The organism is Paraburkholderia sp. RL17-347-BIC-D, from assembly GCF_046027915.1.
Taxonomy (GTDB): domain Bacteria; phylum Pseudomonadota; class Gammaproteobacteria; order Burkholderiales; family Burkholderiaceae; genus Paraburkholderia.
The window spans coordinates 252,392-278,141 of record NZ_JARESS010000002.1 but is presented as its reverse complement, the minus strand read 5'-3'; the positions used below and the strand labels follow the sequence as shown (position 1 = coordinate 278,141).

The 25,750-nt window shown below is 63.4% G+C and carries 23 protein-coding genes; 10 read left to right on the top strand and 13 right to left on the bottom strand.

Annotated elements, in window-relative coordinates:
* Positions 1-182 precede the first annotated feature (182 nt).
* The gene (locus tag P0D96_RS04650) at positions 183-1,457 is read left to right on the top strand and encodes a zinc-binding metallopeptidase family protein (protein ID WP_408280941.1); all 1,275 of its coding nucleotides are present in this window, start codon (positions 183-185) and stop codon (positions 1,455-1,457) included.
* A 175-nt stretch (positions 1,458-1,632) separates the two neighbouring features.
* Here P0D96_RS04650 and P0D96_RS04645 read toward each other — a convergent pair whose 3' ends face one another.
* The 3 genes from P0D96_RS04645 to P0D96_RS04635 all read right to left on the bottom strand — a co-directional run bounded on the left by P0D96_RS04645 (position 1,633) and on the right by P0D96_RS04635 (position 4,378).
* Positions 1,633-2,910: a DUF3443 domain-containing protein gene (locus P0D96_RS04645; protein WP_408175075.1), complete on the bottom strand. Its 1,278-nt coding sequence runs from the start codon at positions 2,908-2,910 to the stop codon at positions 1,633-1,635.
* A gap of 11 nt (positions 2,911-2,921) precedes the next feature.
* On the bottom strand, positions 2,922-3,371 hold the full coding sequence (locus P0D96_RS04640; protein WP_408175372.1) for a DUF2844 domain-containing protein: 450 nt from the start codon (positions 3,369-3,371) through the stop codon (positions 2,922-2,924).
* A 581-nt stretch (positions 3,372-3,952) separates the two neighbouring features.
* Positions 3,953-4,378 (bottom strand): phasin family protein, encoded by a 426-nt coding sequence (locus P0D96_RS04635; protein WP_132377920.1) that lies wholly within the window; start codon positions 4,376-4,378, stop codon positions 3,953-3,955.
* Positions 4,379-4,730: 352 nt separating this feature from the next.
* Here P0D96_RS04635 and P0D96_RS04630 point away from each other — a divergent pair, with 352 nt between their 5' ends.
* Positions 4,731-5,177 (top strand): hypothetical protein, encoded by a 447-nt coding sequence (locus P0D96_RS04630; protein ID WP_408175076.1) that lies wholly within the window; start codon positions 4,731-4,733, stop codon positions 5,175-5,177.
* An 807-nt stretch (positions 5,178-5,984) separates the two neighbouring features.
* Positions 5,985-6,752 carry a DUF4410 domain-containing protein gene (locus tag P0D96_RS04625; protein ID WP_408175078.1) on the top strand — a complete coding sequence of 256 codons (768 nt, stop codon included), beginning with the start codon at positions 5,985-5,987 and terminating at the stop codon, positions 6,750-6,752.
* Between the two features lie 86 nt (positions 6,753-6,838).
* On the opposite strand, the gene P0D96_RS04620 is transcribed toward P0D96_RS04625, so the two are convergent.
* The 3 genes from P0D96_RS04620 to P0D96_RS04610 all read right to left on the bottom strand — a co-directional run bounded on the left by P0D96_RS04620 (position 6,839) and on the right by P0D96_RS04610 (position 9,105).
* Positions 6,839-7,516 (bottom strand): dihydrofolate reductase family protein, encoded by a 678-nt coding sequence (locus P0D96_RS04620; protein WP_408175079.1) that lies wholly within the window; start codon positions 7,514-7,516, stop codon positions 6,839-6,841.
* A 148-nt stretch (positions 7,517-7,664) separates the two neighbouring features.
* Positions 7,665-7,829, bottom strand: coding sequence for a sigma factor-like helix-turn-helix DNA-binding protein (locus P0D96_RS04615; RefSeq protein WP_408280930.1), 165 nt, complete (start codon positions 7,827-7,829; stop codon positions 7,665-7,667).
* 178 nt (positions 7,830-8,007) lie between these two features.
* The gene (locus P0D96_RS04610; RefSeq protein ID WP_408175082.1) at positions 8,008-9,105 is read right to left on the bottom strand and encodes an NADH:flavin oxidoreductase/NADH oxidase; all 1,098 of its coding nucleotides are present in this window, start codon (positions 9,103-9,105) and stop codon (positions 8,008-8,010) included.
* 87 nt (positions 9,106-9,192) lie between these two features.
* Between P0D96_RS04610 and P0D96_RS04605 the strand changes: the two genes are divergently transcribed.
* On the top strand, positions 9,193-9,522 hold the full coding sequence (locus P0D96_RS04605) for an ArsR/SmtB family transcription factor (protein WP_132377930.1): 330 nt from the start codon (positions 9,193-9,195) through the stop codon (positions 9,520-9,522).
* Between the two features lie 54 nt (positions 9,523-9,576).
* Here the strand turns inward: P0D96_RS04605 and P0D96_RS04600 are convergent, their stop codons facing one another.
* Together P0D96_RS04600 and P0D96_RS04595 are read right to left on the bottom strand one after the other, a co-directional pair.
* Positions 9,577-10,008, bottom strand: coding sequence for a response regulator (locus P0D96_RS04600; RefSeq protein ID WP_207915701.1), 432 nt, complete (start codon positions 10,006-10,008; stop codon positions 9,577-9,579).
* Positions 10,009-10,077: 69 nt separating this feature from the next.
* Positions 10,078-11,241, bottom strand: a complete 1,164-nt coding sequence (locus P0D96_RS04595; RefSeq protein WP_408175084.1) for an MFS transporter — start codon at positions 11,239-11,241, stop codon at positions 10,078-10,080.
* 336 nt (positions 11,242-11,577) lie between these two features.
* Between P0D96_RS04595 and P0D96_RS04590 the strand changes: the two genes are divergently transcribed.
* From P0D96_RS04590 to P0D96_RS04575, 4 genes are all read left to right on the top strand, one after another.
* Positions 11,578-13,125, top strand: coding sequence for a sensor histidine kinase (locus P0D96_RS04590; protein WP_408175085.1), 1,548 nt, complete (start codon positions 11,578-11,580; stop codon positions 13,123-13,125).
* Positions 13,110-14,474: a sigma-54-dependent transcriptional regulator gene (locus P0D96_RS04585; protein WP_408175086.1), complete on the top strand. Its 1,365-nt coding sequence runs from the start codon at positions 13,110-13,112 to the stop codon at positions 14,472-14,474. The genes P0D96_RS04590 and P0D96_RS04585 overlap by 16 nt, the downstream gene beginning before the upstream one ends.
* A 158-nt stretch (positions 14,475-14,632) precedes the next feature.
* The gene (locus P0D96_RS04580; protein ID WP_408175087.1) at positions 14,633-15,343 is read left to right on the top strand and encodes a hypothetical protein; all 711 of its coding nucleotides are present in this window, start codon (positions 14,633-14,635) and stop codon (positions 15,341-15,343) included.
* A gap of 34 nt (positions 15,344-15,377) precedes the next feature.
* The gene (locus P0D96_RS04575) at positions 15,378-15,965 is read left to right on the top strand and encodes a hypothetical protein (RefSeq protein WP_408175089.1); all 588 of its coding nucleotides are present in this window, start codon (positions 15,378-15,380) and stop codon (positions 15,963-15,965) included.
* 190 nt (positions 15,966-16,155) lie between these two features.
* Here P0D96_RS04575 and P0D96_RS04570 read toward each other — a convergent pair whose 3' ends face one another.
* Positions 16,156-16,464, bottom strand: a complete 309-nt coding sequence (locus tag P0D96_RS04570; RefSeq protein ID WP_408175090.1) for a DUF4148 domain-containing protein — start codon at positions 16,462-16,464, stop codon at positions 16,156-16,158.
* An 877-nt stretch (positions 16,465-17,341) separates the two neighbouring features.
* Between P0D96_RS04570 and P0D96_RS04565 the strand changes: the two genes are divergently transcribed.
* The gene (locus tag P0D96_RS04565; protein ID WP_408312069.1) at positions 17,342-19,489 is read left to right on the top strand and encodes a hypothetical protein; all 2,148 of its coding nucleotides are present in this window, start codon (positions 17,342-17,344) and stop codon (positions 19,487-19,489) included.
* A gap of 48 nt (positions 19,490-19,537) precedes the next feature.
* Here P0D96_RS04565 and P0D96_RS04560 read toward each other — a convergent pair whose 3' ends face one another.
* The gene (locus P0D96_RS04560) at positions 19,538-19,765 is read right to left on the bottom strand and encodes a hypothetical protein (protein ID WP_408175092.1); all 228 of its coding nucleotides are present in this window, start codon (positions 19,763-19,765) and stop codon (positions 19,538-19,540) included.
* A gap of 230 nt (positions 19,766-19,995) precedes the next feature.
* Here P0D96_RS04560 and P0D96_RS04555 point away from each other — a divergent pair, with 230 nt between their 5' ends.
* A complete protein-coding gene (locus P0D96_RS04555) occupies positions 19,996-20,271 on the top strand; it encodes a DUF4148 domain-containing protein (RefSeq protein WP_408175093.1) in 276 nt (91 codons plus the stop codon).
* 78 nt (positions 20,272-20,349) lie between these two features.
* On the opposite strand, the gene P0D96_RS04550 is transcribed toward P0D96_RS04555, so the two are convergent.
* The 3 genes from P0D96_RS04550 to P0D96_RS04540 are packed head-to-tail and all read right to left on the bottom strand — an operon-like array spanning position 20,350 to position 25,696.
* Positions 20,350-21,792, bottom strand: coding sequence for a heavy metal sensor histidine kinase (locus P0D96_RS04550; RefSeq protein ID WP_408312067.1), 1,443 nt, complete (start codon positions 21,790-21,792; stop codon positions 20,350-20,352).
* Positions 21,789-22,469: a heavy metal response regulator transcription factor IrlR gene (gene irlR / locus P0D96_RS04545; RefSeq protein WP_408175096.1), complete on the bottom strand. Its 681-nt coding sequence runs from the start codon at positions 22,467-22,469 to the stop codon at positions 21,789-21,791. The genes P0D96_RS04550 and irlR overlap by 4 nt, the downstream gene beginning before the upstream one ends.
* Positions 22,470-22,474: 5 nt before the next feature.
* On the bottom strand, positions 22,475-25,696 hold the full coding sequence (locus P0D96_RS04540) for an efflux RND transporter permease subunit (protein ID WP_408312064.1): 3,222 nt from the start codon (positions 25,694-25,696) through the stop codon (positions 22,475-22,477).
* Positions 25,697-25,750 lie beyond the last annotated feature (54 nt).

Sequence of the window (25,750 nt, the reverse complement as noted above, 5' to 3'; positions counted from 1 at the left end):
CCGGTCGATCGAACAAAGCGCCCTTCCACCGCCGTTTTCAAGGCCGCGCACCAAAGCGGCGCAGCGCTCATGCACGATCATGCACGTAATGTGCGTTAAACCAGTGACGTCTGGCAAATGCGGCATGAAGATTGCGGCAGGTGTTCGCTTATGACTGCCCTCCTACGTCCCAAACTCGACCGATGAAAACCTTCCACTGCAATCACTGCTCGCACCTCGTGTTCTACGAAAACGTTCGTTGCGAACGTTGCGAGTCATTGCTCGGCTATGTGCCTGAACTGGCGGAAATCAGCGCGTTCGAAGATGCCGGCGAAGGCCGCTGGCGCAGCCTGCATCCGGGCGCCGAAGGCGCGCTGTTCCGTCAATGCCACAACTATGCCGTCGAAAACGTCTGCAACTGGATGATTCCCGCCGACTCGCCGGACGTGCTGTGCCGCGCCTGCCAGTTGACCCTCACGATTCCGAATCTGAGCGCGCCGGACAACCGGCTCTACTGGTACCGGCTGGAGATGGCCAAACGCCGTCTGCTGTACACGCTGGCCGAACTCGGCCTCGACGTGAAGTCGCGCCAGGCCGATCCCGAGCACGGCCTCGCCTTCGAATTCCTCGAGGACGGCGGCGACGGTTCGCGCGTCATGACTGGCCATGATAACGGGCTCATCACGCTGAACATCGCCGAGGCCGACGACGCGTATCGCGAGAAAGTCCGTACCGCGATGGGCGAGCCCTACCGCACCTTGCTCGGCCATTTCCGGCACGAGACCGGGCACTACTACTTCAGCCAACTGGTGGAGAACAACCCGCGCTGGCTCGAGCCGTTCCGCAAACTGTTCGGCGACGAGAGCGTCGATTATGGCGAGGCGCTGAAGGCTTACTATCGCGACGGCGCGCCGGCCGAGTGGCAGGCGTCGTATATCAGCGCGTATGCCACGATGCATCCCTGGGAAGATTGGGCCGAGACGTGGGCGCATTACATGCTGATCGTCGATGTGCTGGATACGTCGACCTCGTACGGTGTGGCGCTCCTGCCCGACGACCCGAGCGAGCCGACGCTGACCGACCGCACGCCGGTGGAAGACGCGAGCTTCGAGAATCTGATGAAGCGCTGGTTTCCGCTCACCTATGCGCTGAACAGCCTGAATCGCAGTCTCGGCATGCCGGACGGGTATCCGTTCACGCTGGCTGCGCCGGTGGTGGAAAAGCTGCGCTTCGTGCATCGCGTGATCGAAGGGGCTGGCGACAAGTCGCAGCCGAGAGAAGCGGCGACGCCGCCGGGTCAGGGTGCCGCGCAAGCCGGCGCGCAGCCGGCGGCGCCGATCGAGGCTTCACCCGCGCCGCTGCAATCGGTGGACGTGACACCTGTGCCGCAGCAGCCCGTGGCGTCCGAGCCGCCGTTGCAGCCCGCGCCTGTCGCCGCTCAGGCAGCCCCGGCGAAGCGGGCTACGAGGCGGCGCTAGCCGGGTGCGCTCGAAACCATCGAGACGTGCAAGGCGATCGCTCATACCGCGCGCGTGCCGGTCAAATTCCATTTCATGACATGCTGGAGCGAAAGCATCGATCTCGCGTACGTCAGAAAGTCGATTTACGCGACGCTGCCGGAATCGAATGTGGACGTCTATGGCTTCAACCGATTCAATACGCGACGTAAGGCCCCGTGCCGCCGGGCGTCGGCTGCTGCTCGACTGCGGCGTACACATTGCGGCCATAAAAAAACGGCAGCCCCCAATCGAAGATCGCGGACGTGACGAAAGCCGGTCCCGCCAGCAGCGGCAGCGCCGAATTGCCGCTATACATCTGCGCAATCGTCGCGGCATTGCCGACGCTGAAATTCACCGTGCTCGTGGCGCCGTTCACGCCCTGGATCAGCGCGCTCAGTTGCTCGGTCGACACTGGGCAGTAGTACGCACTGTTCGGGCTCGCGCAGACCGGCAACGCGCTGGTCTGGAAGAACAGGCCCGTCGAGCCGCTGTCCAGGATACTGCGCGAATACGTGGTGCCGTTCTGCACGGTCGTGAAGGTGCCATTCGACGGATTCACGCCGATCACCAGCGCGCCGCCCAGCGAATTGTTGGTCTGCGTGCCGATGCCAAACACCAGTTGCCCGGTGACTGACTGCGCGGCGCCCGATACCGTCGGCAGGCTCAGCATCGAACCGTTGTTGTCGGCGGCGAAGTACGGAATCGGATTAGCCACCTGCAGTTCTTCGGCGAGGGGAATCGACGTGCATGTCGTGCCGCTGCAGCCATAGTACGTGCCTGCCAGCGCCTGCTGCACGCAGTTCGCGCCGCAATCGTGCTTGAACACGCCGATGCCGAGAATGCCGTTGGCCTGCAACGTGTCCGGCGTATTGCGCGATGCGCCGAAGTTCGCGCAATCGGCGGGTAGCGTTGCGTAGTTCGGGTCGATGACCTGGATCGGCAGCGAGGCGGCTTTTTCATCGGCAATCTGCAGATCGGCGAGCTTGACCGGGCCCCACGTGTAGCCGTCGAAGAACTGCATGCATTCGGCAACCAGATGGCCCGATGCGTCTTTCTGTTGCGGCAGCGTCATCGAAGCGGGCAACTGGGATGCGAACAGGCGCAGGCCCCACGACCCGGTATCGACCAGCACGTGGTCAATGGTTTGACATTGCGTCGTGCCCGGCGTGCAGATCGTGAGGCTGACGAACGGCATGTTCGGCACATCGCTCACGCCGGAATCGACCGTCACGCTCACCGCGTTCGCGGCCAGCGTCTGCGACGAAGGCGAGGTGCTGGCCACGGAGGGACCGGATGAAGTACCGGTCGAACCATTGGTGCCGGCCGCGCTGCCCGAGCCGCTGGAGCTGCCGCCCCCGCCGCCGCACGCACTGACGAGCAACGCGAGCAGCGCCGCGCACAGCAAAGTCTTGAACGAAGACCTATGTCGCATGATCCGCTCCATTATTGAATAACGCCGACATCGACGCCCGCGGGCACCGCTTGTGGCAAATAGGCATAGCCGGAGAAAGCGCGCAGATGCCCGCCGGAGTACACGACCAGGTCGCTGCTGGAAACCGCGAGTGGCGTGCCGCGGCGCTTCGCGGTGGCGGCGACGTACACGTCGAATGAAGACCCCAGTATGGATTTCAAGTCCGGCAGCGTCGGCCCTTCCCACGCGACGCCGAACACGATGCCGTTGCGCGCGACGTACTCGCGCACCAGCGTGCCGGACGGCAGCGTCATCAGGTGTACCGAATACGCGCTTTGCGTAGTGGACGTGTGAGCCACCGCGCGCAAGCGGGACTGATCGCCGTCGACGGTGCTGACGTTCTGGCCGAGCGTCGCGTGCGCGGCGAACGACAGCGCACAGCTTGCTCCGAGCATCGCGCGGGCAATGCTGGAATAGAGCATCGGTTTCAAGTGACTTCCTTCGAGGTGAAACGCTCGTGACCAGGCGCCGAGCCGATCACGGACGGGAAACAAGGGGCGCACGCTTCGCCGGTGCTGCCGTGTCGTATTCACACTGGTTGAGCAGCGTGAATGCGTCTACGGAGTGGCGGCGTGAAACTTTAACCATCGCGGCGAGACGCTGCAATCGTTTGCAAAAGGATTTAAACCTTTCCGTCGCGCGGCGCCGTTTTAACGTATTCGATATTTCGGAACCAGATCACCAAGGGGCGGCGCTTTGACCCGGCATTTCCGCTTCACGGCTCGTTAAAAGCCAACAGCGAAGCAAACTGTCCAAGGTCCATGCAGAAAAAAATAACGCGCGCAGCATTGCGCAGCCAATGTAAGTGGATGCCGAAAAAGTCGAGCAAAATGCCTGTTTTCCTCTGACAATACGACGCCTCAAAAGGCTTTTCGTGTGAAGAGAAAATCGATTCAGTGAGCGTGATTCGCGTAACAAAAAAATGCCACGGAGGACTCGAAAGTCATCCGCGGCATCGGTCATTCGAACGTAACGCGTCAGCGATTCGACGCGTCAGCGTCCGTTACTTTTTTTGCTGCTGCAAAAGCGACTTGAGCTCCTGCACGTTTTCTTCTACGCGTTTTGCGATGACCGCATACGACTCGGCTTGCGTTTGATACGCTGCTTGAGCCAGTTGCTGCATATCGGCAAGCGACTTGTGCAGACTCTGCTGGATCAACTCGGCAGCTTTGCCCGAAGGCGCGGCACCACCGGCCGACAACTGGCCCGTCAGCGACTGCAATTCGCTCAGGGTCGAGCGCAACATGTCGGCCTGTTTCTGCGCAAGCGACTGCATCCCCTGGAAGGCCGTCTGATTCGCCTGAACCAGTGCTTCCATGTCCTTGCGTCGCGCTTCCATGATGGCGGGTACGTCGAAGCCGGGGAGCTTGAACTGCTCCAGCATTTTGGTGAAATCGCCAAACGGATTGGCGGCGTCAGGTCGGTCCATGCGAAATCCTCCTTAACGGTTGAATACTCGCCGGCGGTGCATCGCTGCGTAGTGTTTCCGTGACGCATGCACTGGCGGCGTCGCGTGCGCCGAGCGTCCGCTGGAACGGGCGGGTTCTGGGGTCGGACGGCACATCGCTCAATCATGCGCCATCCGGAAACAATCCGCCAGCGGGCACACCCTGGCTCGCGCGCTACCTGTCGACGGGACCAGGCGGCCGTTGCCCGCGCGGCATGGAAGGCCCGGTAAGTTACAAGGCGGCTTCAGTAACCCTACGAACCGGCATGTCGACTATCGTTGCTCATGTGCCGGCGCGCTGTAGCGCCGGCCCTGTCTCGATGGGAGCGAGTTCATGAAAAAAGCAATCTTGAGCACGGCGCTCAGCGCCGTTCTGACTCTGGCCGCGACGGCCGCGTTTGCCCAGGAAGCGCCGCCGCCCGCGGCCCCTCAGGCGCATGGCGAGCCGCAGCGCGGCGACGGGCCGCCGCATGGCCGGATGGGTCCGATGGGTCCCGGCATCGCGGTGATCAACGATCTGGAACAGTTGCGCCGCCTGTATGCGATGAGCGGACATCAAGGCGAAATCATCGCCGTGTATCACGACGTGCTGAACAAGACGCAAGATCCGATGCTGCGCCACTACGTGTATGACTCGCTGGCTCGCGAGCAGTTGAGGCCCGCCAATCCCGATCAGGCGATCGCGACGCTGCGCACCAGTCTGTCGGAAGACCTCGCCGCCGCGAACAAGGCGCCGCATGGCGCGCCGGGCGGGATGCCGCCGCCGGCTCTGGCGCAGTAAATTCTTGCCGTGGCGTCACGACGTCAGCTTCGCCGTGACGCCGCACATGAACCACGTGATCAGTCCATGCCGTGCTTCATCCCCGCGTGGCTCGCTAGCTGAGTGACCGTGCGACACGCAAGCTAGTGCGCTGCGCACGCGAGCATTTTTCTTTCGATAAACAGCCGCACGGCAACTCAAGCGGTCGGAGTGCCCGCTTGGAAGCGCTCCCGCCTGTAGGCCGTCTAACCATTCAGCATGCTGCGTTAGCTTTCCCACATTGCCGCTTCACTGACCCCTTCTCATCTTCCGTCAGGTGATTAGGATATGAGCACCGCAACACTGGTGCCCTGGTGAAGAATGCGCTACCCGCTGAACTTGGCCGTCGCCGCCGTCCTACTGGTTTTTGTCCTTGGCTGCATCATCAAGCTCGCCTTGAACTGATGGCCGATACGCATGGCGCCGCACGCACGGTTGCACGCGTAGTTGTACAACTTCACGCCGCTTGCCGGCGCGGTCGATCCACATCCGCACAGCCTCTCTTTTCCCGCTGCGTCCGCTGACTTTCGCGACACGCGAAAGCCCCGCGCGACGCCTTCGGCGTGTCTGTCCGCGCCGTGACATAGGACGAAATAATTGTTGAATGGAGTTCGGGAAGTGACGCGACCATACTTCGTTTCGCTGCCGGTGCGTACGAAACAGAACGCATGAGATCAAGGGTGCTTCAAGAGCGAGACGTTTCGCCGATGATCAACGATCCCACGGTTGCCCGATCATCGAGAGAACCGTTCGAACATTCCGGCACCGCGTGCCGACGACAGGATCAACATGTTGACTTCAGTGAATTTCCTCAGAAAAAATGCCGCCCGTTTGGCCTGCGTGACGATGGTTTGCTGCAGCGCGCTGCTGACCGGTTGCGCCGGCAGCAGCATCAAGGATGCAAGCACGGCGAGCACGCCGGTCCAGGTGCGCCCGGACAACATCTATGTCTACACCTTCGACGCCAATTCGGAACAGGTCAAACTGGACGGCGGCATGATGCAGAAAGTGAAGACGCAACTCGAAGGTTCGTCCACTGCGCAAAAGCAAGCCGCCGAGTCCGCCGAAGTCCGCGAGCAGGTCGCCAACGAAATCGTGCATCAGTTGCAGTCGATGGGTCTGCGTGCGATCCGCTCGGACGTCCCCGCACCGGCCGATCAGAATGTGCTGCTCGTGCAAGGCAGCTTCGATACGATCGACTCGGGCAATCGCCGTCGCCGCATGTTGATCGGCCTCGGTGCGGGCAAGAGTCAGGTCAGCAGCTCGGTGCAGATTCTGTATAAGCCCGCGGGCGGCACACCGCGTCTGGTGCAAACCTTCACCGCCAACGCCGACAGCGGCAAGGCGCCTGGCATGGTCGAGACCGCGGGCGTGGGCGCGGCGGCCGGCAGCATCGCGACTTCGGCGGCGGTGGGCGGCGGCTTGCACGCCGCATCCGAAACCAAACGTGCCGGCGTGTCAGCGGACGCGAAGCGCCTCGCCGACGCGGTGGCCAAGCAGATTGGCGAGATCGGCGTAAGCGGCGGCTGGCTTTCGACGGAACACACCAAAGGCTGATAACGCTTGGCCGATTTGTCGAACCGGAGTGATCGTGAACAGCGCTCGGCAGAGTCGGATTTCGGTCCCACTCTGCCGTTCACGTTTCAGGCCTTCGTATAGCGCAGCCACACCGAATCGTGGTCCTTCTTTTCAACGGATGTGAGCTTCAGATACGCGGGCGCTTGCCACTTCTCCATCGCCACTTCGAACGAGGAAGGATGTTCGCTGCGCCCATCCACCAGCGGCAAAATCAGCACGCTCACTTCGTCGACAAGACCGGCGTTCACGAACGCTCCGCTCACATGCGAACCACCCTCCACGATCAGCTTCTTCACGCCGAGCTCACGTGCCAATGTCTGCACGACCTTGCCGAGATCGATCTCGGTCTTGCCGCCGAACACGTATGACACGCCGATCGACTGCAGATACGCGAGGTAGTCGTCGGCAACCTGTTCGGTCAGCACTTCGATCACATGCGACTTGAGCGCGGTGTTGGTCTTCCACGCCACGCGGCCCTGCGGATCGATCGAAATCGCGTATTGGTCCGCTTTGCGTTCGACGAAATGATCGGTGCGAGGCACCGCGCCCTTGGCGAGCCCTTTCGGATAATCCGTGCCGTGCGAAATCTCCTGCATGGTGACGCGCCCGCAGATCCAGCCGTCGGCTTCGAAAGTGGCAGCCGTGTCTTCATACAGGTCCGACGCGAAGTCGAGGTGCCAGCCGTCCGTCAGGCTGCGGCCGTCGAGCGAGGACATCATGTGAGCGACGATATAAGGGGTCATGCGTCAAGCCTCCGTGTCAGGTCAATGAAATGACCTTGCAGCAAGGGCCGTTCCGCAAGCGCGTCGATTCCTTTTCCGCTAGTACACATGAGGTTGGTCGCGCGGCACGCGGGCAATTCATCCGTGATTACGCAGCACGGCCAACGGATCAGTAGAGCCCACCGTGCTGTGGCGCATGTGACACATGTCGCGCATCGGCCATGGCGCGTAACGACTCCAGTCCACGGCTGATCCAGCTCTTGACCGTGCCGACCGGCGCGTCGAGCGTATGCGCGATCTCCGATTGCGATTGCCCCCGGAAATAGGCGAGCACGAGCGCGCAGAGCGCTCGGACATGAGATGCTCCAGGCGCTGCAGTCGGTCTAGCGCGTGGCAAGGCGCGGCGCCGGCCGCTCGCGTGGAGACAGAATGAGATGTGCCGCCTGCCCCGGCGCATGAATTGGCGCGACAAGCGGCACGATCAATCGATACAGGAAACTCGGGGCGGAAGCTTAGGCGACCTTATAGCGTTCCAGCCAATGCGCGTAAGGCGCCGGCAACGTCCACGACGGACGCTCGATGCCGAGCTTCTTCGCCGCATGGTACGGCCAGTGCGGATCGGCCAGATGCGCGCGACCGACCATCACCAGATCCAGTTGCCCGTCCTTCACCGAACGATCCGCCAGTTCCGGCGTATCGATGCCCCAGGCCGACGAAACCGGGATGCCGGCCTCGCGCCGCACGCGCTCGGCGATCGGCGCGAGAAACGCCGGCGCCCACGGAATCGCCGCCGTCGGCGTGGAGAAGCCGACGCTGACGCTCAGCATATCCAGCCCTTCGCGCTTAAAGTTCTTCGCCAGTTCGATCGATTCGACCAAGGTCTCCTCGTCACGTCCGTCGTACTCGATCACGCCGAAACGCGCCGTCAACGGCAGATGCTCCGGCCACACCTTGCGCACCGCCGCCAGCGTTTCGAGCATGAAGCGGCTGCGGTTCTCGAGGCTGCCGCCGTAAGCGTCGTCGCGCTGGTTGGAGTGGGTCGAGAAGAAGCTCTGGCCGAGATAGCCATGCGCGAAATGCAGTTCGAGCCATTCGAAGCCCGCGTCCCGCGCACGCCTGGCGGCGGCGACGAAATCTTCGCGAACGCGCGCTATGTCGGCGAGCGTCATGGCTTTCGGCACCTTCGGCAGATTGCCGCCGAACGCGATCGCCGACGGCGCGATGGTTTGCCAGCCGCGGCTGTCGTCGTCGGCGATGTGGTCGTCGCCTTCCCACGGACGGTTCGCGCTGGCTTTGCGGCCCGCGTGGCCGATCTGGATGCCCGGCACCGAGCCAGCGGCCTTGATCGACGCCACGACCGGCGCGAAAGCCTGCGCCTGCTCGTCCGTCCAGATGCCCGCACAGCCCGGCGTAATACGGCCTTCAGGCGACACGGCCGTCGCCTCGACGATCACCAGCCCCGCGCCGCCGCGCGCCAGACCGGCCAGATGGACACGATGCCAGTCGTTGATCACGCCGTCTTCGGCGGTGTACTGGCACATCGGCGGAATGGCGATCCGGTTGCGCAGGGAAACGTCTTTGAGCTTGTAGGGCTGGAACAATGCGGACATCAGGCTAAACTCCTCTGGACTTGCTTGTACGGTAGTTCGATAAACATCGAATAACGAAGTATCGCAGAAACCTTTATCATTTGCAGGATGCGCACTTATAACCACCCCGCCGCCGAGGATTTCGCGCTCGGGCGGCTCTTTCATGCCCTGAGCGACCCGGTTCGCCTGGAGATTGTCCGGCGCCTCGCGTCGGTGGACGAGGCCACCTGCGGCGAACTCGACGGCGGCCGCCCGAAGTCGAGCGTGTCCCATCACTTCCGGATCCTGCGTGAGGCAGGCCTCGTGCGCACGCGCGTGGCCGGCACCGTGCATCAGAATTCGCTACGGCGCGCGGAACTGGACGCCCGGTTTCCGGGGTTGATGGAGGCGATTCTCAAGCAGATCGTCGAGGAGCCGGTGGAGAGCGAATTGGCTTGAGCTTGGCGCCCCCTGCTTGCGCCAACGTGACGCATGCAGCGCGACGCCGCGCAGCTATTCCCGCCAAAGCTTGCGCATCAGCGCGAGCAGCGCCGTCGGGGCCGTGCCTTTTTGACAATAGCCGTCGAAATTGTGACGTGCTTTGCCGGTTTCCTTCACGTGATCCTCATCGAGCGACGTGAACGCGACAATGCCCAGACTCTGCGTCGGCAGATAGCTGCGCAGCGCGCTCGCGGTTTCATAGCCGTCGCGCTCCGGCATCATGATGTCGAGCACCACGACGTCCGGCACCCAGTCCCGCACGCAGCGCAGCGCCTGCTCGCAGCCATTGGCGGCACGGGCTTCCACGCCTTCGTAGGAGAGATAAGTGGCGAGCGCCTCGGCGGCGCCGGCGTTGTCGTCGACGACCAACACGCGCGGCATTTCGTGCAAGACCCGGATCTCACGGGCACTCCACCTTTGGCAAGTAGCGGGGGTTCGGGGCATGTGTGACAGCTTGCGATAAAAACATCAGCGGGCAGCAAGCGGCGTACCAAGCGGCAGCGAAAACGGGTGTCACGACACTGGGAATGGCGCCTCGACCGCATCGCGGCCCGCTGCGTCGCGTGCCGCGCACGCATGTCTGAGCGACGCCCCGAAGCCCAGCCACAACACCAGCGAACCCGTCGACACCGCGCCGAGCGCGATGAACGCGGCGGGATAACCGAAACGGTGCGCGAGGATTCCGCCCAACGCCGGGCTCAACGCCGCGCCGCCGCCCTGCACCGTCATCACGACGCCCTGCCCCACGTTCACCCGCCCGCTGCCTTCCAGCAGCCGCACCACCAGCGCCGGCACCGCGACGCTTTGCAATCCCGCGCCGATGCCGTCGAGCGCTTGCACCGGCCACACACCCCACGCGTGAATCACCGATGCGGCGATCAGCCCGCGCATCGGCAGCGCGAGGAAAGTCAGCAGGATCACCCACCAGTAGCCGCGCCAGCGGATCAGCCGGGTCGCCAGCATCGCGGCGGCAACCATCACGAGTTGCGCAATGACGATGGTCTGCGCGGTGAACGCGCTCGGCTCGCCCTGATGGGCCGCGACGATCGCGAGCCCGTAGAGCGGCAGCATGGCCGCGTTGCCCAGATGAAACAGGCCGAGCGCCGCGGCGAGCAATAGCAAAGGACGGGATTGCAACAGCACCCATAAGCCGCTCGCGGGTGCTTTGCCGCCGGCATGCGTGCCGGCGCCGGCGCCTCGCGCGGCATCGTGATCGATGGCGTCGCGCGGAATCGACGCCACGGCGGCAATCGACAACAAGCCGAACAGCGAGCTCAAGACAAACACCGCGCCGAACCCGTAACGCCAGCCCAGCCAACCCGACAACGCCGCCGCAACCACATTGCCGCCATGATTGGCCACCTGGTTGCGGCCGAACTGCCGGTCGAAACCCTGCTGCCTGACCATGCCCAGCGTCATGCCGGCCAAGGCCGGGCCGATCGCCGCGCCGGTGATCGCGGTCGCCACCTGGGACGCCGCCACCATCCAGTAGCCGTGCGAGATCCACAGCAAGCCGGACGCGAGCATGCCGGCGATGCCGCCGATCGTCATGACCGTGCCGATCTGATCGGCGCCCCAACCGCGCGCCTGCAGGAACACGCCGAGAAACGGTCCGATACCGGCTTGCACATCGGCCACGAAGAAATTCAGCGCCTCCAGCGCGCGTTGGGCTTTCACGATGCCCCCGGCGCGGCACAGCGGTCCCGCGTGCCGCGTGGCGAACAATTCGAGCGTATCGGCTTCGACATGCGGATGACCTCACTGGCGACGAGTGCCGGGACGGCGGCCAGCCTGACGCAACTCGTATGCCATTGGCGCGTGAACGCCGCGAGTGTGGGGAAGCGGCCGGCGGTGACGCGGAGTGCTGTCCGGTTCGTGGACAGCGGTTGTCCAGCGGCGCAACAGCGAGCCGGCGCCTGTCCGCTTGCAGCGTCGTCGAATGCCTGGTGGTGACTCGCGCACCACGGGCCGGAATTTTGCTACTGTCTAGCTCCAAACCTTCCCCGCGCACTCATGACCGCTGCTCCCCGACGTTTATCGTTCGCCAGTCAGTTGATCGTCTTCTGGCTGCTGGTCGCGGTGATGTGCGCGGTCCTGATCGGGCTCGTGTGGTTCATGGCGCAAGCGAATCTCGGACGGCAGATCAGCGTCGCGCGTCAGCAGGGGCTGGCCGGCTGCGAGACGATCGGGTCGCGCTACGACCTGTCGATCGACCGGACGGCGGAGCCGATCGCCGCGCCACGCGCCGGTCAACCCGCGGCCGCCGCGCCCGCCGCGCAACCGGCGTCGCCCAATGGACCGAACACGGATCTGATGCACGCGATCCTCGACATCGTGCTCGCGCAAATGGACGGCGTGGAAGGCGGCTTCTGGCGGCCGGACGGCGCGCCGCGCGGCAGTTTCGATGCGTACGCGTTTCCGACCTATCAGGGCAGCGGCATCAAGCGCGACATCCCCGATGCCGAGACGCCGCTGATTCTGCGCACCTTGCGCGCGGCGTCCACGACACGTGCGGCGGCATCCGAATTCGTCGAAGGCCAGCAGGATGCCGTGATCGTCACCGCCTGTCCGGTGCCTCATCGGGACGGCCTCTTTGCGTGGACGCTGTCGCGCGTGCATCCTCCGCTCGGGCCGTCGGGCAAAGCGCTCGTGACCACCCTCGCGGTGTTGCTTGCAGTAATCGTCGGTATCGCCATCGCGCTCGGCGTGCTGCTGCGACGCTGGCGCGCCAATCTCGCGCGCATCGAGGCCAGCCTGAGCCGGCCCGCCGACCTGTTCATGCCGATTGCGCCGACCGGCGAGCCCGACCTCGACAAGATCGTCCACGCGTTCAACGTCTACGGCGCGCGCGCCACGTCCTTGCAGCAGCAAGCCGGCGATCTGCATACGCAGCTCGCGGCCGCGGAACGCTTCGCGGCAATCGGCCGGTTCTCCGCGCAGATGGCGCACGAGATCCGCAACCCCATCGGCGCGATGCGGCTCAAGGCGGAAAATGCCCTGAACGGCGACACCGAACGCAAGCAGCGCGCACTCGGCGCGATCCTCGAACAGATTCAGCGGGTGGAACGGCAACTGTCGGGTCTGCTCGCGCTGACCCAGCCCGTGCGTATCGACGCCCATGCCGTCGATTTGCGCAGCTGGCTCGCCGAGCGCATGGAATGGCATCAGGACGCGGCCGCGCGGGCCGGCATCGCACTCGCATTGGAGTGCGCCGAAGGGCTTCCCGCGCAGGCCTGTTTCGACGCGGAGCAACTGGCGCGCGCCATCGATAATCTGATCCTCAACGCGCTGCGTCATACGCAATCCGGCGGTCACGTCACGCTGCGCGCGGCGCGCCCCGCCGCGGCACTGCGGATCGAAGTGACCGACGACGGTCCCGGCGTGCCGCACGCCGAGCGTGAGCGCATTTTCGAACCGTTCGTGACCGGCCACGCTGCCGGTTCGGGGCTTGGCCTCGCCGTGGTACGCGAGATCGCTGCCGCGCATGGCGGCCGTGCCTTTTATGAAGCGCGCGAGCGCGGTGCCTGTTTTGTGATCGAGATCCCATGGCGCACATCCTGATCGTCGACGACGACGACGCCTTCCGCGAAAGCCTCGCCGAAACGCTCGGCGACCTTGGCCATCTCATCGAGCAGGCGGGCAGCGGCCACGATGCGCTTGCGAGGTTAGCCAGCGACACGCGCATCGACTGCATGTTTCTCGACATCAGGATGCCGGACCTGAGCGGCATCGACGTGCTCGAGCGTCTGCGCGCGATGCCGGCGCGCGCCGCGCTCCCGGTGGTCGTGCTGACCGCCTTCGCCACCAGCGACAACACCATTCACGCGATGCGGCTCGGCGCCTTCGAGCACCTGACCAAGCCGGTCGGGCGCGACGCGATCGCGTCCTTGCTGCGCAAGATCGAAGCGTCCAATCGCGGGACGTCGGGCCCGGCGCTGCCGGCGTCGAACGAAGACGTCACCGACGGCACGCCTCGCCTGCTCGGCAACAGCGAGGCGCTGCGCGACGCGCAAAAGCAGATCGGCCGCGCCGCCGCCACGGATTCGACCGTGCTGATCACGGGCGAAACCGGCACCGGCAAGGAAGTTGCGGCGCGCGTCCTGCACGACGCGTCACGGCGCCGCCACGCGCCGTTCGTCGCGATCAACTGCGCGGCGATTCCCGCCGAACTTCTGGAGAGCGAACTATTCGGCCACACGCGCGGCGCCTTCACCGGCGCGGTGGCGCAGCGCGCCGGCCACATCGTCGAAGCGAACGGCGGCACGCTGTTTCTCGATGAAATCGGCGACCTGCCGTTGCCGATGCAAGCCAAGCTGCTGCGCGTGATTCAGGAGCGCACGCTGACGCCGGTCGGCAGCAACACGAGCGTCGCCATCGACGTGCGGATCGTGGCCGCGACGCACCGCGACCTCGCGGCGGAAGTCGCGGCGCGCACGTTCCGCGAGGATCTGTTCTACCGGCTCAACGTGATTCCGGTTCATCTGCCGCCGTTGCGCGATCGTCCCGACGATATTCTTCCGCTGGCCGCGCACTTTCTCACCGCCGCCGCGAATCTGGCCGGACCCGCGCGGACCTTGAGCGGCGATGGCGAGCGGAGCCTGCTCGCGCACGCGTGGCCCGGCAACGTCCGCGAGTTGAAGAACGCGATGGAGCGTGTCGCCGCGCTCGCACGCGGCCCGCTCGTGACCGCCGACGATCTGGCTTTTCTCACCGCGCCGCGCGCCGGCGTGAGCGAGATTCCCGCCGCGCTGCTCGATCTGCCGCTGCCGCAGGCGATCGAATGGCTGGAGCGCGCAGCGATCGAACGCGCGTTGCAGCAGAGCGCGGGCAATCGCGCGGAAGCGGCGCGCCGCCTCGGCATCAGCCGTCAATCGCTCTATACGAAGATCGCCGCGTACAAGCTCGGTTGATGCGCTTGCCGGTGTCCAACTGGGCGACACCCGCCGTCCAGCCAGGCGACATCATCAACCGGACGCTACGGCGGAAAGCCTTACGCGACAACCCATAGCGGCATGGCATAGCGGTTGCGAAGACTCCTGCACGACATTGCAGTCGAAGGAGTCCGACAATGAACCGTTTCAACCCGATCGCACGCGCGGCGGCCGCGCTCGCCGTCATCGCCGCGACGGCAGCTTGCGCGGCGCAAACCATGCCGCCGCCCGCGCCGAGCGCCGGCGCACCGATGCCACCGCCGCCGCCCTTCGCCGCGGCTCCTCGTGATGGCGCTCCCGCGAGTGTGAGCGGCGTGGTCCAGCGCTATGTGATCAACCCGGAAGGCGATGTCGACGGCATGCTGCTCGCCGACAACACGTTAGTCCGGTTCCCGCCGTATATCGGCACTCAGGTGGCCGCCACCTTCGCGCCAGGCGCCACGGTCAACGTGAACGGCGTCGCGCAGCCCGGCGGTACGCTGCGCGCCAGCCAGATCGCCGACGCGAACAACGGGCGCAGCATCGTCGATCAACCGCCGCCGGTCGATGCCCAGCGTCTGCCGAAGTCGCTCGCCGGCGTCGGGCTCGTCAAGCTGGATGCCACGGGCCGCGTGCTGCGGGTCACCAGCACACCGCGCGGCGAACCCGACGGCGTACTCCTTACCGACGGCACCGTGATCAAGCTGACGCCGCCCGCGGCCGCGCGCTTCGCGAACCTGTTGCAGCCAGGCGCGACGATCGCGGCGCAAGGCTACGGCACGCGTAATCGCTATGGCGAATCACTGCAAGCCACCGCCTTCGGTACACCCGGCAATCTCACGGTGCTCTACGACACCCCGCCCAGGTAGTCCCGACTCATCACTCGAACAAAGGAGTTTCATCATGCATTGGATCGACCCCGCCTGCCTGCCGGAAACGCGCGGCAAAGTCGTGCTGTTCCTGCTCAATCCGCACGGCGATGCGGACGGCTTCATTCTTCAGCACGCCGACGGTACGCAGCAGCAGGTGCATTTCCCGCCGCATCTGGGCAAACTGATCGCGCGCCATATCGCGCCGGGCGACACGGTGCGCATACGCGGCGTGAAACCGCGCGGCGCCGATCTGATCGCCGCCATTTCGCTGACGAGCCGGCAAGGCATCGAGATCGTCGACGAAGGCCCGCGGCCTCACGAACACGGCCCGAAACATGAGCACGGCCACGGCCATGAGCACGACGGCGAGCCGATGGATGTGCAAGGCGAAGTCGTCATGCCGCTCTACGGACCGAAGGGCGAATTGCGCGGCGCGTTGCTGGAAGACGGCACTTCGCTGCGCATGCCGCCGCATGCCGCGGCCGAACTCGTCGCGTATCTGACGCCGGGCGCGCATGTGCAGGCGTGGGGCCGCGGCGTGAGAAACCGGGTGGGTTGCACGGTGGACGTACATGACATCGCCGAACTGGTCGATGAGGAGGCCGGGTCGGAGGCTTGAACGCGTAGCGCCCGGCATACGCAGTGCCGGGCGCGGCTATCGTCGAACGACGGCCGAAGCGGTCACGCGCATGACGGCGTTGCTCCGCGGCGGCTTGCTGAACCTCGATCACTTCGACGTCACCACATGCCCGCTCGATGATGCCAATGACGCCGTCACGCACGCCGCTGAAAAACTCACGCACCACTCATCACGGATGGTTGTACATCGCATTCCAATCCGCGCTGGAAACCGGCGCACGTCCCGCGTCCGATGAACCGCTCGTGGTGCCGCCAAAACCTGTCGCCGCGTGCCGTGCCGCGACGCGCGCTTCGGCGGCCTGAATATCAGCCGGATAGTTCGGATCTTCGCCGCGGGCCGGGTTATAGCCGGCCTGTTCGAGTTCGATCAACTCGGCACGCACTTGCGCACGGGTCACAGGCGAGTTCGATTGAGCGAACACGGCAACCGGCGCGGCAAGGGCAGCGGCAACCACAACGGCTTGAATAAGGGACTTCATGATGACGACCTCCAGACTTCGCTTTGCTCTGCTACGAACAGCCCTGTTCGTAATTCAGTGACGACAGTCTAGAAAGGTGGCCGCTTGAGAATAAGGGCCCTGTGTGGAGAGGATTGTTCTCGAATGTGCATAGACCGCGGATAGGGCCGCCATATCTCGACGCGGACCGGCAAGTTCGGCGAAGCATCGCGTCCGCATGCAACGGCAAAGAACTTCAATGCACTCGCGAAGATACTCGCAGTCGCGTCGCCGACCTCGAATCGCGCATTCAACGACCAGCGAATCCGCGCAGATTTCTATTCCCCGCGCTATTGCCCTAGCCTTCAACCCGATGTCTATCGCCATTGCGCGCGGACGTGAAAAGGACACTTGGCGGCCGGCTATCCGCACGGCCTTCAGCGGCAAGGTCGGCACCACCCCTTGCGGCCGTTTCACATGACACTTGCCATCTTGCTAGAGATATGATCTCCTACCACTTACCAAATATTTCATGGCTAGGTTGTTACTGCCGCGCTCGGCGCGGCATGCTTCACTGTTGTCCGATTCGGCTGATATTCCACCCGCATACGTTTGCGAATGAGCGATAGCGGCATGCGACGGTGACCGCGTGGCGCAGGTGTCAGGTCGGCAGTGTTCGTTTCATTCATGTTGTCTGACGACCTATGACTGTTGTTGAAGGTTGTCGCCGAGGTCAGCACCAGTCGTAGTGTCGCGTCGGATGCCAGGAAGAGTCACCACGGCCTTACCCGCAGGTGAATTGCGTCGAATCCGGCAATGAAAAATGCATTTGCTTTTACTTATCAAAGGAGAAGAAAAGGCAAGTAATAGGTAATCAAAAATGTGAATCACGCATCGATCAAATAAATCCGGAGACAACATGCTTTCACCAGGAAAAACCTCGTTTGCGTTTGCACTCAGTACGCTCACCGCGCTTCTCGTCACCGCTTGCGGTGGCAGCGTGAGCGACACCCCGAGCGATCCGTCGAAAGGCGGAGCCGTCTCTCTTCACGGCATTGTCTACGGCGCGTCGGACACCAGCGTGCCGTCGGGCGCCGGCGTTCCCATCACCATGATGGGACAGATGAGAGCGCTCTTCGACCTCATCAAGAAAGCGCCTGATTTCACACAAGTGGTGATGGATCTTGGCGATGGCAGCCCCGTTCATGTGCTGGACACCAACACGGGGGATAAATTCCTGCCGGGTAAGCTGGCGCTCGGCCTGTCGTACATATTGATCGATATGAAAACGAAGGGCGATCCTAAATACGCGGACTATCTTGCGACGTACCAGAAAATAACGACCGCGATGATGACGCAGATGCACGGCGCCGATTACGTGTATGCGAATACCTCCTGGGGCGAGTACTACTATCTCGTTGCGCTGAACAATTTCAAGGCGCACGGCATGCTCAATGAAGTTTTCAGCGATGCCATGCTGACCACGCTGCAAAATCGGCTGAACTTCTGCGACATGTTCGGCGCGGACGCAAGCGGCAAAACGAATACGTGCCCGGCGGCAGGCGTGCCGATCGACGTTGCATCGCTCAATACCGCTCAAAACTACTACGCGGTTTCCTACGGCATTGCGGGCTTGCGGCAAAAACTCGGCTGGAGCAATCCGAGCTTCTCGTCCAAGACCGATCCAACCGTGGCAACGATGGGCGCGCGCGACGCGCTTCTGTACACGCTCACCAATCACATTCGAAACGATTCCTCCGGCGGCTTTTCCGACGAAGCGTCGAATACGCACACCACCTACTACGACCAGGCGCGCTTCGACCGATACAGCACGCTGCTGATCGGCGAAGTGACGGAGCGAACGCTGGAAATGGGCAACGAGGCCAATCTGACGCCGGAACTGAAATCGTATCTGCGCAAATCGGTCGATCTGATTCTTCCGCAACTCAATGCCGACGGCCAGGGTTTCAACTACGGCCGATCCATCGGGCCATACGGCGATTCGGCCTTCATGGAAGTCCTGACGGCTGCGGCCAATGCAGGCGTACTGACCGCGCAGGAAATGCAGGTCGCCTATTCGTTCATCTATAAGGCGGCCTATCGCTTCGACACGTTCTGGTACGACCCGTCGCTGCCCACGCCGTCCGTAAATATGTGGGTGAAAGGCCGCGGGACCGATACGTATCGCGGCAAACCGCGCGTCATGGGTGAGAATTTCAGCCTGCTGCATCAGTTTATGTACGTGAATGCGTGGTGGGACAAGCTGGGTTTCGGCAGCAAGGCACCCATGTCCGACACCGATCTGCAAGCGTGGCTGGATGCAAGACCGCATTACACGTTGACCTGGTACAACTTGCCGGGCGATACGGCTCATCCGTACAGCGCGGCGCTCGTTACGGTGCGCGATGGCAAACGCGTCATCAATCTCAACCTGAGTCAGGCACCCGATTACAACTCGTACACGCCGTATTACCCAACACCGTTCTCCGACAAGCTGATCTACGGAACCACGGATCTGGGCTACGCGTTGTTGATTCCGCAGGTTACGTATAACGGGAAGACTTACATCCCGGTCACGTACTACAAGAATCTGAGTGTCCAGGAAAACAACGGCCAGGTTGTCGTGTCGTTCGACACGACCAAATTCCGGCAAGCCGCCAAGAACGCAACGTACGCCACCGACATCGACTTGCAAGTGCATACGGTGTTGACGTTCGATCATGGCTCGATGACCCGGACCGATACGCTGAGCTCCGCCACGCTGACCGGCAACATGGCGGTCGAGACGGATTTCACGTCGTTTGCGGACTTCCAGAACACCACGGCGAATAGCGACGGGTTTTCGGTCAAATACGCGAACAGCAATGCGACCAGCTATGGCGCCACGGGTTTCGACAGCTGCGCGCTGTCCAACTTCGAGATGGCAGCCGGCGTCACTAATCCGTTGTCCACCACGCCGATTGGGCAGTTGCATTCGAAGTTCGCTTGTACGACGCTTCCGTTTGCGCTGACGGCGGGTAGTCAACGCACGTTGGGCTGGACGCTGAAGTACGCGGATCCGAGCTGATCTCGCGGACGTGCCGGCCTTCTTACGAGGGCCGGCAAATAGGCCACGCTATCGGCGCGGAAAGACACACAGATGCATCTTCACATACAGATTCGGATTGCCGCAGCGATGGCCGGCGTAGTCGATCTGCTCGCCTGGCGCGAGATCCGTCGGCGCCTTTTGCGTGGAAGCCGACGTATTAGCGGAAGCCGCTGGCTTGCTGCCGCTACTCGCACATCCTGCGAGACCGACGGCCAGGATCATCAGCAAGGCAGATTTCTGCAGTAACGCGCGCATTCGCCGCCTCGTCATTCGTGGAAGAAGATGAGTCATCCTGCTCCGCGAAGGTCGCCGCCAGCATCACGCCAAGATGACAAAAATCTCATGCAAGTGGCGCTCGATGCCGCTTTGTCGATACCGCCTGTCCTGACATTTTTCTCATGTTGCGGTCACGATGGCACACCGCCTGCGATTCATACTGGACTCACGAATCGCCGACCGGCGGTCGCCACAAAGGAGATCTCGACATGAATGCTGCAAGACTCTTCACCCTGTCCGTCGTTGCCGCGACGATGATCGGCGCACTCTCACCAGCCGCGCAGGCGCAAGGCAAGTCTCGCGAGCAGGTGAACCACGAACTCGTTCAAGCCCAGCATGACGGCGTGACGCCAACCAGCAAGACACAATACCCGCCGGATGCCAACACGATTGCCCGGAACAAGCAGACGCACGCGGTTACGCGGCATGCCGGTGAGAAGGCACCGTCAATGGATCAGCATGACAAACTCGTCGCGAACAAATAGCGGCGCATGCCGCCGGAAGCGAGCCTCTCCGGCGGCATACCTTTGCCCGTTGCGCGCGGACGCGCGCTCGCTCAATCTTTATGGGCGGGCGGCGTCGTCCGTCATCGACACGGTCAGGCCGTTATTCGAACATTCGCGCCGGGGAAATTGCAGCCAGAAACGGGTGCTGACATGAGGCCGGCTTTCGCACCCGCACTGTCCTGCGTGGCTGTTCATGATCGACTTCACGATGGCAAGACCCAGCCCCGTGCCCGAGGCCGAACCGTGCCGCGACGGGTCGACACGATAGAACCGCTCGAATATGCGCTCGATATGACGAGCGTCGATTCCCGCTCCCGAGTCCGACACGCTCAGCGTGGTCGAGCCCGGCTCCTGCTTGCAGTCGATGGTAATCGTGCTGCCTTGCGGCGCCTGCACGAGCGCGTTCGACAGCAGGTTGCTGAGCGCGCGTTGAAAGAGCAGCAGATCGGCCTGCACGGTGCCCTCGCCCGTCACCTCGATCGTGACCTGCGCATCTTCGGCCATGGTCTCGTAGTAGCCGGCGACGCGTTCGGCCTCCGCAACCGCGTCGAGCGAACGCAAGGACAGCGGTGCGTCAGCCTGATCGGAGCGCGCGAGGAAAAGCATGTCTTCGATCATGCGCGACAGTCGCTGATACTCGTCCACACTCGATTCGATCACGTCCCGGTAGTCTTCCGCGCTCCGACGCTGTGACAGCGCCACTTGAGCCGCGGCGAGCAGATTGGTGAGCGGCGTGCGCATGTCGTGGGCAAGATTGGAGGAGAACTGGCTCAGCCGGGTGAACGATTCGTCGAGCCGCGCCAGCATGCCGTTAAAGGCGTGCTCCAGTTCCTTCAACTCGCCCGACGCTTCCAGTTCTGGCAGAGGCAGCGCCAGGCGGCTTGTCGACATCTCCTCTGCCCGAGCCACCAGCCTGCGCAGCGGAAGCAGGCCCAGCATGGCGATGCCGTACGCAAACGCGGCGGCGAGCACCACGCCTAATACTTCGATGACCACCGCGGTGTACGCATACGCGCGCAACAGAGCCTGATCACTGGTTCCATCGTACTGAACGGCGACGCGCACCAATGGCCCGATTCCGTCATTGAGCGGCACGCTTTCCACCAGGTATCGAAGATTCGAACCGGTGGGCGCGAGATTCACGGCCGCACCGCTCGCCCCGGTTGCGGGGATCGGCGGGTAGGGCCGAAACCCCAGGGTGCTCGACAGGCGCTGCCCCATCGTATCGTAGATGGCGAGCGCCAGGTTCGGGTGCCCATGCAACAGGTCGATCCACGTCTCCGCATTGCCGGCAATGCCATCGGTATTCTGGATCCCCGCCAGATGCGTGCGCAACGCCGCCATCGTGCCGGCCATATGCTCGATCGAGGTCGACTCGAGGCGGCTGCGCAGCGCCTCATATAGCGCGAAGCCGCTCAACGCGAGGATCGCCGACGTCGACAGGATGATGAGAGCAGTGAGCCTCGCCCGCAGCGTTCGCGGCACCACGCGCCTGATCAATTGCCGCCGTCCCGGTTTTCCAGCACGTAGCCCATGCCTCTCACGGTGTGAATGAGCTTGGGTTCGTAGGCGTCGTCGACCTTGGAGCGCAGCCGCCTGATTGCCGAATCCACCACGTTCGTGTCGCTATTGAAGTTCATGTCCCACACCTGCGAAGCGATCGTCGCGCGAGGCAGGATTTCGCCTTCCTTGCGCATGAGCAGCCACAGCAGCGTGAACTCCTTGGCCGTCAGCAGGATCACGTCGCCCTGACGGGTTGCCTTGCGCCGCGTCAGATCCAGCTCGAGATCCGCGACCTTCAGCGAGGTGGATTCACGTGGCTTGCCGCGCCGCAGGATCGACCGCACGCGCGCGATCAGCTCGACGAAGTCGAACGGTTTCGCGAGGTAGTCGTCGGCGCCGAGCTCCAGTCCCTTGACGCGATCCCCAACGTCGTCGCGTGCGGTGAGAAACAGCACGGGCGTGAGCCGCGTGCGGCGAAGGTTTTGCAGCAGCGTCCAACCGTCCTGTCCCGGCAGCATCACGTCGAGGATCAGCAGGTCGTAGTCTTCCGTCTCCGCCTGATGCTGACCCGTGACGCCGTCTTCCGACCAATCGACAACATATCCCGCCTCCGATAGCCCCTTGCGAAGATAGGCGCCGGTCTTCGGCTCGTCTTCCACTAACAAAATCCGCATTCACACTACCTCGAAAAAATGCCGAACCGGCGCAGTAGCTGGGCGGGCGAAGTTTTCGCCAGCCGGCTCAGGGCAGCAGCGCGCCATGACGACGAATGAGCGGCCCGGTACAGCACGGGCAAAACCAGCAGCGTCAGCGCCGTGGACGACAGGATGCCACCAATGACCACCGTTGCCAGCGGCCGCTGCACTTCCGAGCCCGTGCCGGTGGCGAATGCCATCGGCAAAAAGCCGAGCGACGCGACGAGCGCCGTCATCAGGACCGGCCGCAGCCGCGTCAGGGCGCCCTCACGGACAGCCGCGTCCAGTTCCGTGCCCTCATCGCGCAGGTTTCGAATAAAGGAAATCATGACGAGCCCGTTCAGCACCGCGACACCCGACAGCGCAATGAAACCGATCGCCGCCGTAATGGAAAGCGGGATATCCCTCAACCACAACGACAGCACGCCGCCGCTCAATGCGAACGGAATGCCCGTGAACACCAGCAAGCCATCCTTAGCATTATTAAACATGATGAACAGCAGGACAAACACCATGAAGAGCGACAGCGGCACGACCAGCTTCAGGCGCTCGGTCGCGCTTTGCAACTGCTCGAATTGTCCGCCCCACGACAACCAGTAACCCGAGGGCACCTGAACGTCCTGACGGATCTGCTCGCGCGCGTCCGCCACGAAAGAGCCGACATCGCGTCCGCGCACATTCGCGCTCACCACGACGCGCCGCTTGCCGTCTTCGCGGCTGATCTGGTTGGGACCAGGGGCGACGTCGACGGTGGCCAGTTCGGCGAGCGGCACATAAGGCGCCTGCGCGAGCGGCGCGCTGCCGCTCACCGGCGCGGGGAATGGCAACGCAATCGGCAGGCGCTTGATCGCTTCGATATCCGAGCGAAGTTCGTCCGGCAAGCGCACGACGATATCGAAGCGCCGGTCGCCCTGAAACAGCGTGCCGGTTTTCTGGCCGCCGACCGCCGCCGCGACCGTGTCCTGAATGTCACCGACCGTGACGCCGTAGCGCGCCAGCTTGTCCCGGTCCACGTTGATGGTGAGAACCGGCAAACCGCTGGTTTGTTCCATCTTCACTTCCGAAGCGCCCGGCACTTTCTGCAATGCCGCCGCGATCTTCTCGCCCGTGCCGCTGAGCACCGCCATGTCGTCGCCGAAGAGCTTCACCGCGACGTCGCTGCGTACGCCGGAGATCAATTCGTTGAAGCGCAGTTGAATCGGCTGGGAGAACTCGTAGCTATTGCCAGGCAGTTCAGCGAGCACCGCTTCGATTTCCTCGACGAGTTTGGCGCGCGACTTGTTCGGGTCCGGCCACGTGTCCGTCGGCTTGAGCATGATGTAGCCGTCGGACAGATTGGGCGGCATCGGATCCGCGGCGATTTCCGCCGTCCCTGTACGGGCAAACACGCGCTCGATCTCCGGGAAGCGTTGCTTCAACGTTTTCTCAATAGACTTTTGCATGCTGACCGATTGGGACAGACTCGTGCCCGGAATACGCAATGCGGCAACGGCCAGGTCGCCCTCGTTCAGACTCGGGACGAACTCGCTGCCGAGTCGCGCCGCCAGACCGATGCTCAGCGTGACGATCAGCGCCGCGCCGGCGAACACACGTTTCGGGCGCGTCATGAAAGCGGTGAGCAGCGGTTCATAGGCTCGCCTCGCCCAGCCCATCAAGCGGTTTTCCTTTTCCTCGACGCGCTTGCCGATGAACAGCGCCACCGCGGCGGGGATGAAGGTGACCGTCAGCACCATCGCGGCAGCCAGCGCCATCACGACCGTGACCGCCATCGGGTGAAACATTTTTGCCTCGACGCCGGTGAGCGCGAAGATCGGCAGATAGACCACCATGATGATCAATTGACCGAATATCAGGGCGCGGCGCGCTTCCTGCGACGCGCCGAAGACTTCGGCGAAACGCTCCTCGCGGGTCAACGGCCGGCCGGCGAGCGTCTGCGCATGAGCAAGGCGCCTCACGCAGTTTTCGACGATCACCACCGCGCCGTCGACGATGATCCCGAAGTCGAGTGCGCCCAGACTCATGAGGTTGGCGCTCACCTTCGCATTGACCATGCCGGTGAAGGTCATCAGCATCGACAGCGGAATGACGAGCGCCGTGATCAGCGCCGCGCGCATGTTGCCGAGAAAGAGGAACAGCACGACGATCACGAGCACCGCGCCTTCGAGCAGGTTCTTCTTCACTGTCTGCACGGCTTTCTCGACCAGCACGGTGCGGTCGTACACGGGAATCGCGCGCACACCTGGTGGCAAGGTACGGTTGACGTCTTCCATCTTGACGGAGACCGCCTTGGCGACGGTGCGGCTGTTCTCTCCGATCAGCATGAACACGGTGCCGAGCACGACCTCTTCGCCGTTCGACGTCGCGGCGCCCGTGCGCAATTCACGGCCCATGTCCACCTGTCCGACGTCCTTGATACGAACCGGCACGCCGCCCACGTTGGTGAGCACGACATTGGCGATGTCTTCGACCGAGCGGGCCTGGCCTGGCACGCGCACGAGATACTGCTCGCCGCGCTTTTCGATGTAGCCCGCGCCGACATTCGCATTGTTACGGTCGATCGCGCGCACCACGTCCGCGAGCGTCAAGCCGTATGACATGAGCTTGGCGGGATTCGGCGCGACCCGGAACTCCTTCACGAAGCCGCCGATGGAATTCACCTCGGTGACGCCCGGCACGTTGCGAAGCTGCGGCTTCACGACCCAATCTTGAAGCTCGCGCAAATCTGCCGGCGTGTAGCGGGTTCCGTCCGGCTTGACGGCCGACGCGTCGGCCTCCACCGTCCACAGATAAATCTCGCCGAGACCCGTGGAGGTCGGCCCCATCGCCGGCGTCGCGCCGGGCGGCAGCTTGTCCTTGGCTTCCTGAATCCGCTCGTTGACGAGCTGACGCGCGAAGTAGATGTCGGTGCCGTTCTTGAAGATCACCGTGACCTGAGAGAGCCCGTAGCGGGAGATGGAGCGCGTCTGCGCCAGATTGGGAAGTCCGGCCATTGCGGTCTCTACCGGATAGGTGATGCGCTGCTCGGCTTCGAGCGGCGAATAACCCGGCGCTGAAGTGTTGATTTGCACCTGAACGTTGGTGATGTCGGGCACGGCGTCGATGGGCAGCTTCTGATAGCTGTACACGCCCCATCCCGCGACCGCGGCAACGGCCAGCATGACCAGCCAGCGGTGCGCGATGGCGAAGCGAATCAGTCTTTCAAACATGCGGAGGGTCCTTGGAAACCGAGGCTCGGGAAAGCGGTCTGCTTACTGCAAGTC

Excerpts from the sequence above, each read along its gene's own strand:
- P0D96_RS04650 (WP_408280941.1), top strand. The coding sequence starts at position 183 with ATGAAAACCTTCCACTGCAATCACTGCTCGCACCTCGTGTTCTACGAA.
- P0D96_RS04645 (WP_408175075.1), bottom strand. The coding sequence starts at position 2,910 with ATGCGACATAGGTCTTCGTTCAAGACTTTGCTGTGCGCGGCGCTGCTC.
- P0D96_RS04640 (WP_408175372.1), bottom strand. The coding sequence starts at position 3,371 with ATGCTCTATTCCAGCATTGCCCGCGCGATGCTCGGAGCAAGCTGTGCG.
- P0D96_RS04635 (WP_132377920.1), bottom strand. The coding sequence starts at position 4,378 with ATGGACCGACCTGACGCCGCCAATCCGTTTGGCGATTTCACCAAAATG.
- P0D96_RS04630 (WP_408175076.1), top strand. The coding sequence starts at position 4,731 with ATGAAAAAAGCAATCTTGAGCACGGCGCTCAGCGCCGTTCTGACTCTG.
- P0D96_RS04625 (WP_408175078.1), top strand. The coding sequence starts at position 5,985 with ATGTTGACTTCAGTGAATTTCCTCAGAAAAAATGCCGCCCGTTTGGCC.
- P0D96_RS04620 (WP_408175079.1), bottom strand. The coding sequence starts at position 7,516 with ATGACCCCTTATATCGTCGCTCACATGATGTCCTCGCTCGACGGCCGC.
- P0D96_RS04610 (WP_408175082.1), bottom strand. The coding sequence starts at position 9,105 with ATGTCCGCATTGTTCCAGCCCTACAAGCTCAAAGACGTTTCCCTGCGC.
- P0D96_RS04605 (WP_132377930.1), top strand. The coding sequence starts at position 9,193 with ATGCGCACTTATAACCACCCCGCCGCCGAGGATTTCGCGCTCGGGCGG.
- P0D96_RS04600 (WP_207915701.1), bottom strand. The coding sequence starts at position 10,008 with ATGCCCCGAACCCCCGCTACTTGCCAAAGGTGGAGTGCCCGTGAGATC.
- P0D96_RS04590 (WP_408175085.1), top strand. The coding sequence starts at position 11,578 with ATGACCGCTGCTCCCCGACGTTTATCGTTCGCCAGTCAGTTGATCGTC.
- P0D96_RS04585 (WP_408175086.1), top strand. The coding sequence starts at position 13,110 with ATGGCGCACATCCTGATCGTCGACGACGACGACGCCTTCCGCGAAAGC.
- P0D96_RS04580 (WP_408175087.1), top strand. The coding sequence starts at position 14,633 with ATGAACCGTTTCAACCCGATCGCACGCGCGGCGGCCGCGCTCGCCGTC.
- P0D96_RS04575 (WP_408175089.1), top strand. The coding sequence starts at position 15,378 with ATGCATTGGATCGACCCCGCCTGCCTGCCGGAAACGCGCGGCAAAGTC.
- P0D96_RS04570 (WP_408175090.1), bottom strand. The coding sequence starts at position 16,464 with ATGAAGTCCCTTATTCAAGCCGTTGTGGTTGCCGCTGCCCTTGCCGCG.
- P0D96_RS04565 (WP_408312069.1), top strand. The coding sequence starts at position 17,342 with ATGCTTTCACCAGGAAAAACCTCGTTTGCGTTTGCACTCAGTACGCTC.
- P0D96_RS04560 (WP_408175092.1), bottom strand. The coding sequence starts at position 19,765 with ATGCGCGCGTTACTGCAGAAATCTGCCTTGCTGATGATCCTGGCCGTC.
- P0D96_RS04555 (WP_408175093.1), top strand. The coding sequence starts at position 19,996 with ATGAATGCTGCAAGACTCTTCACCCTGTCCGTCGTTGCCGCGACGATG.
- irlR (WP_408175096.1), bottom strand. The coding sequence starts at position 22,469 with ATGCGGATTTTGTTAGTGGAAGACGAGCCGAAGACCGGCGCCTATCTT.
- P0D96_RS04540 (WP_408312064.1), bottom strand. The coding sequence starts at position 25,696 with ATGTTTGAAAGACTGATTCGCTTCGCCATCGCGCACCGCTGGCTGGTC.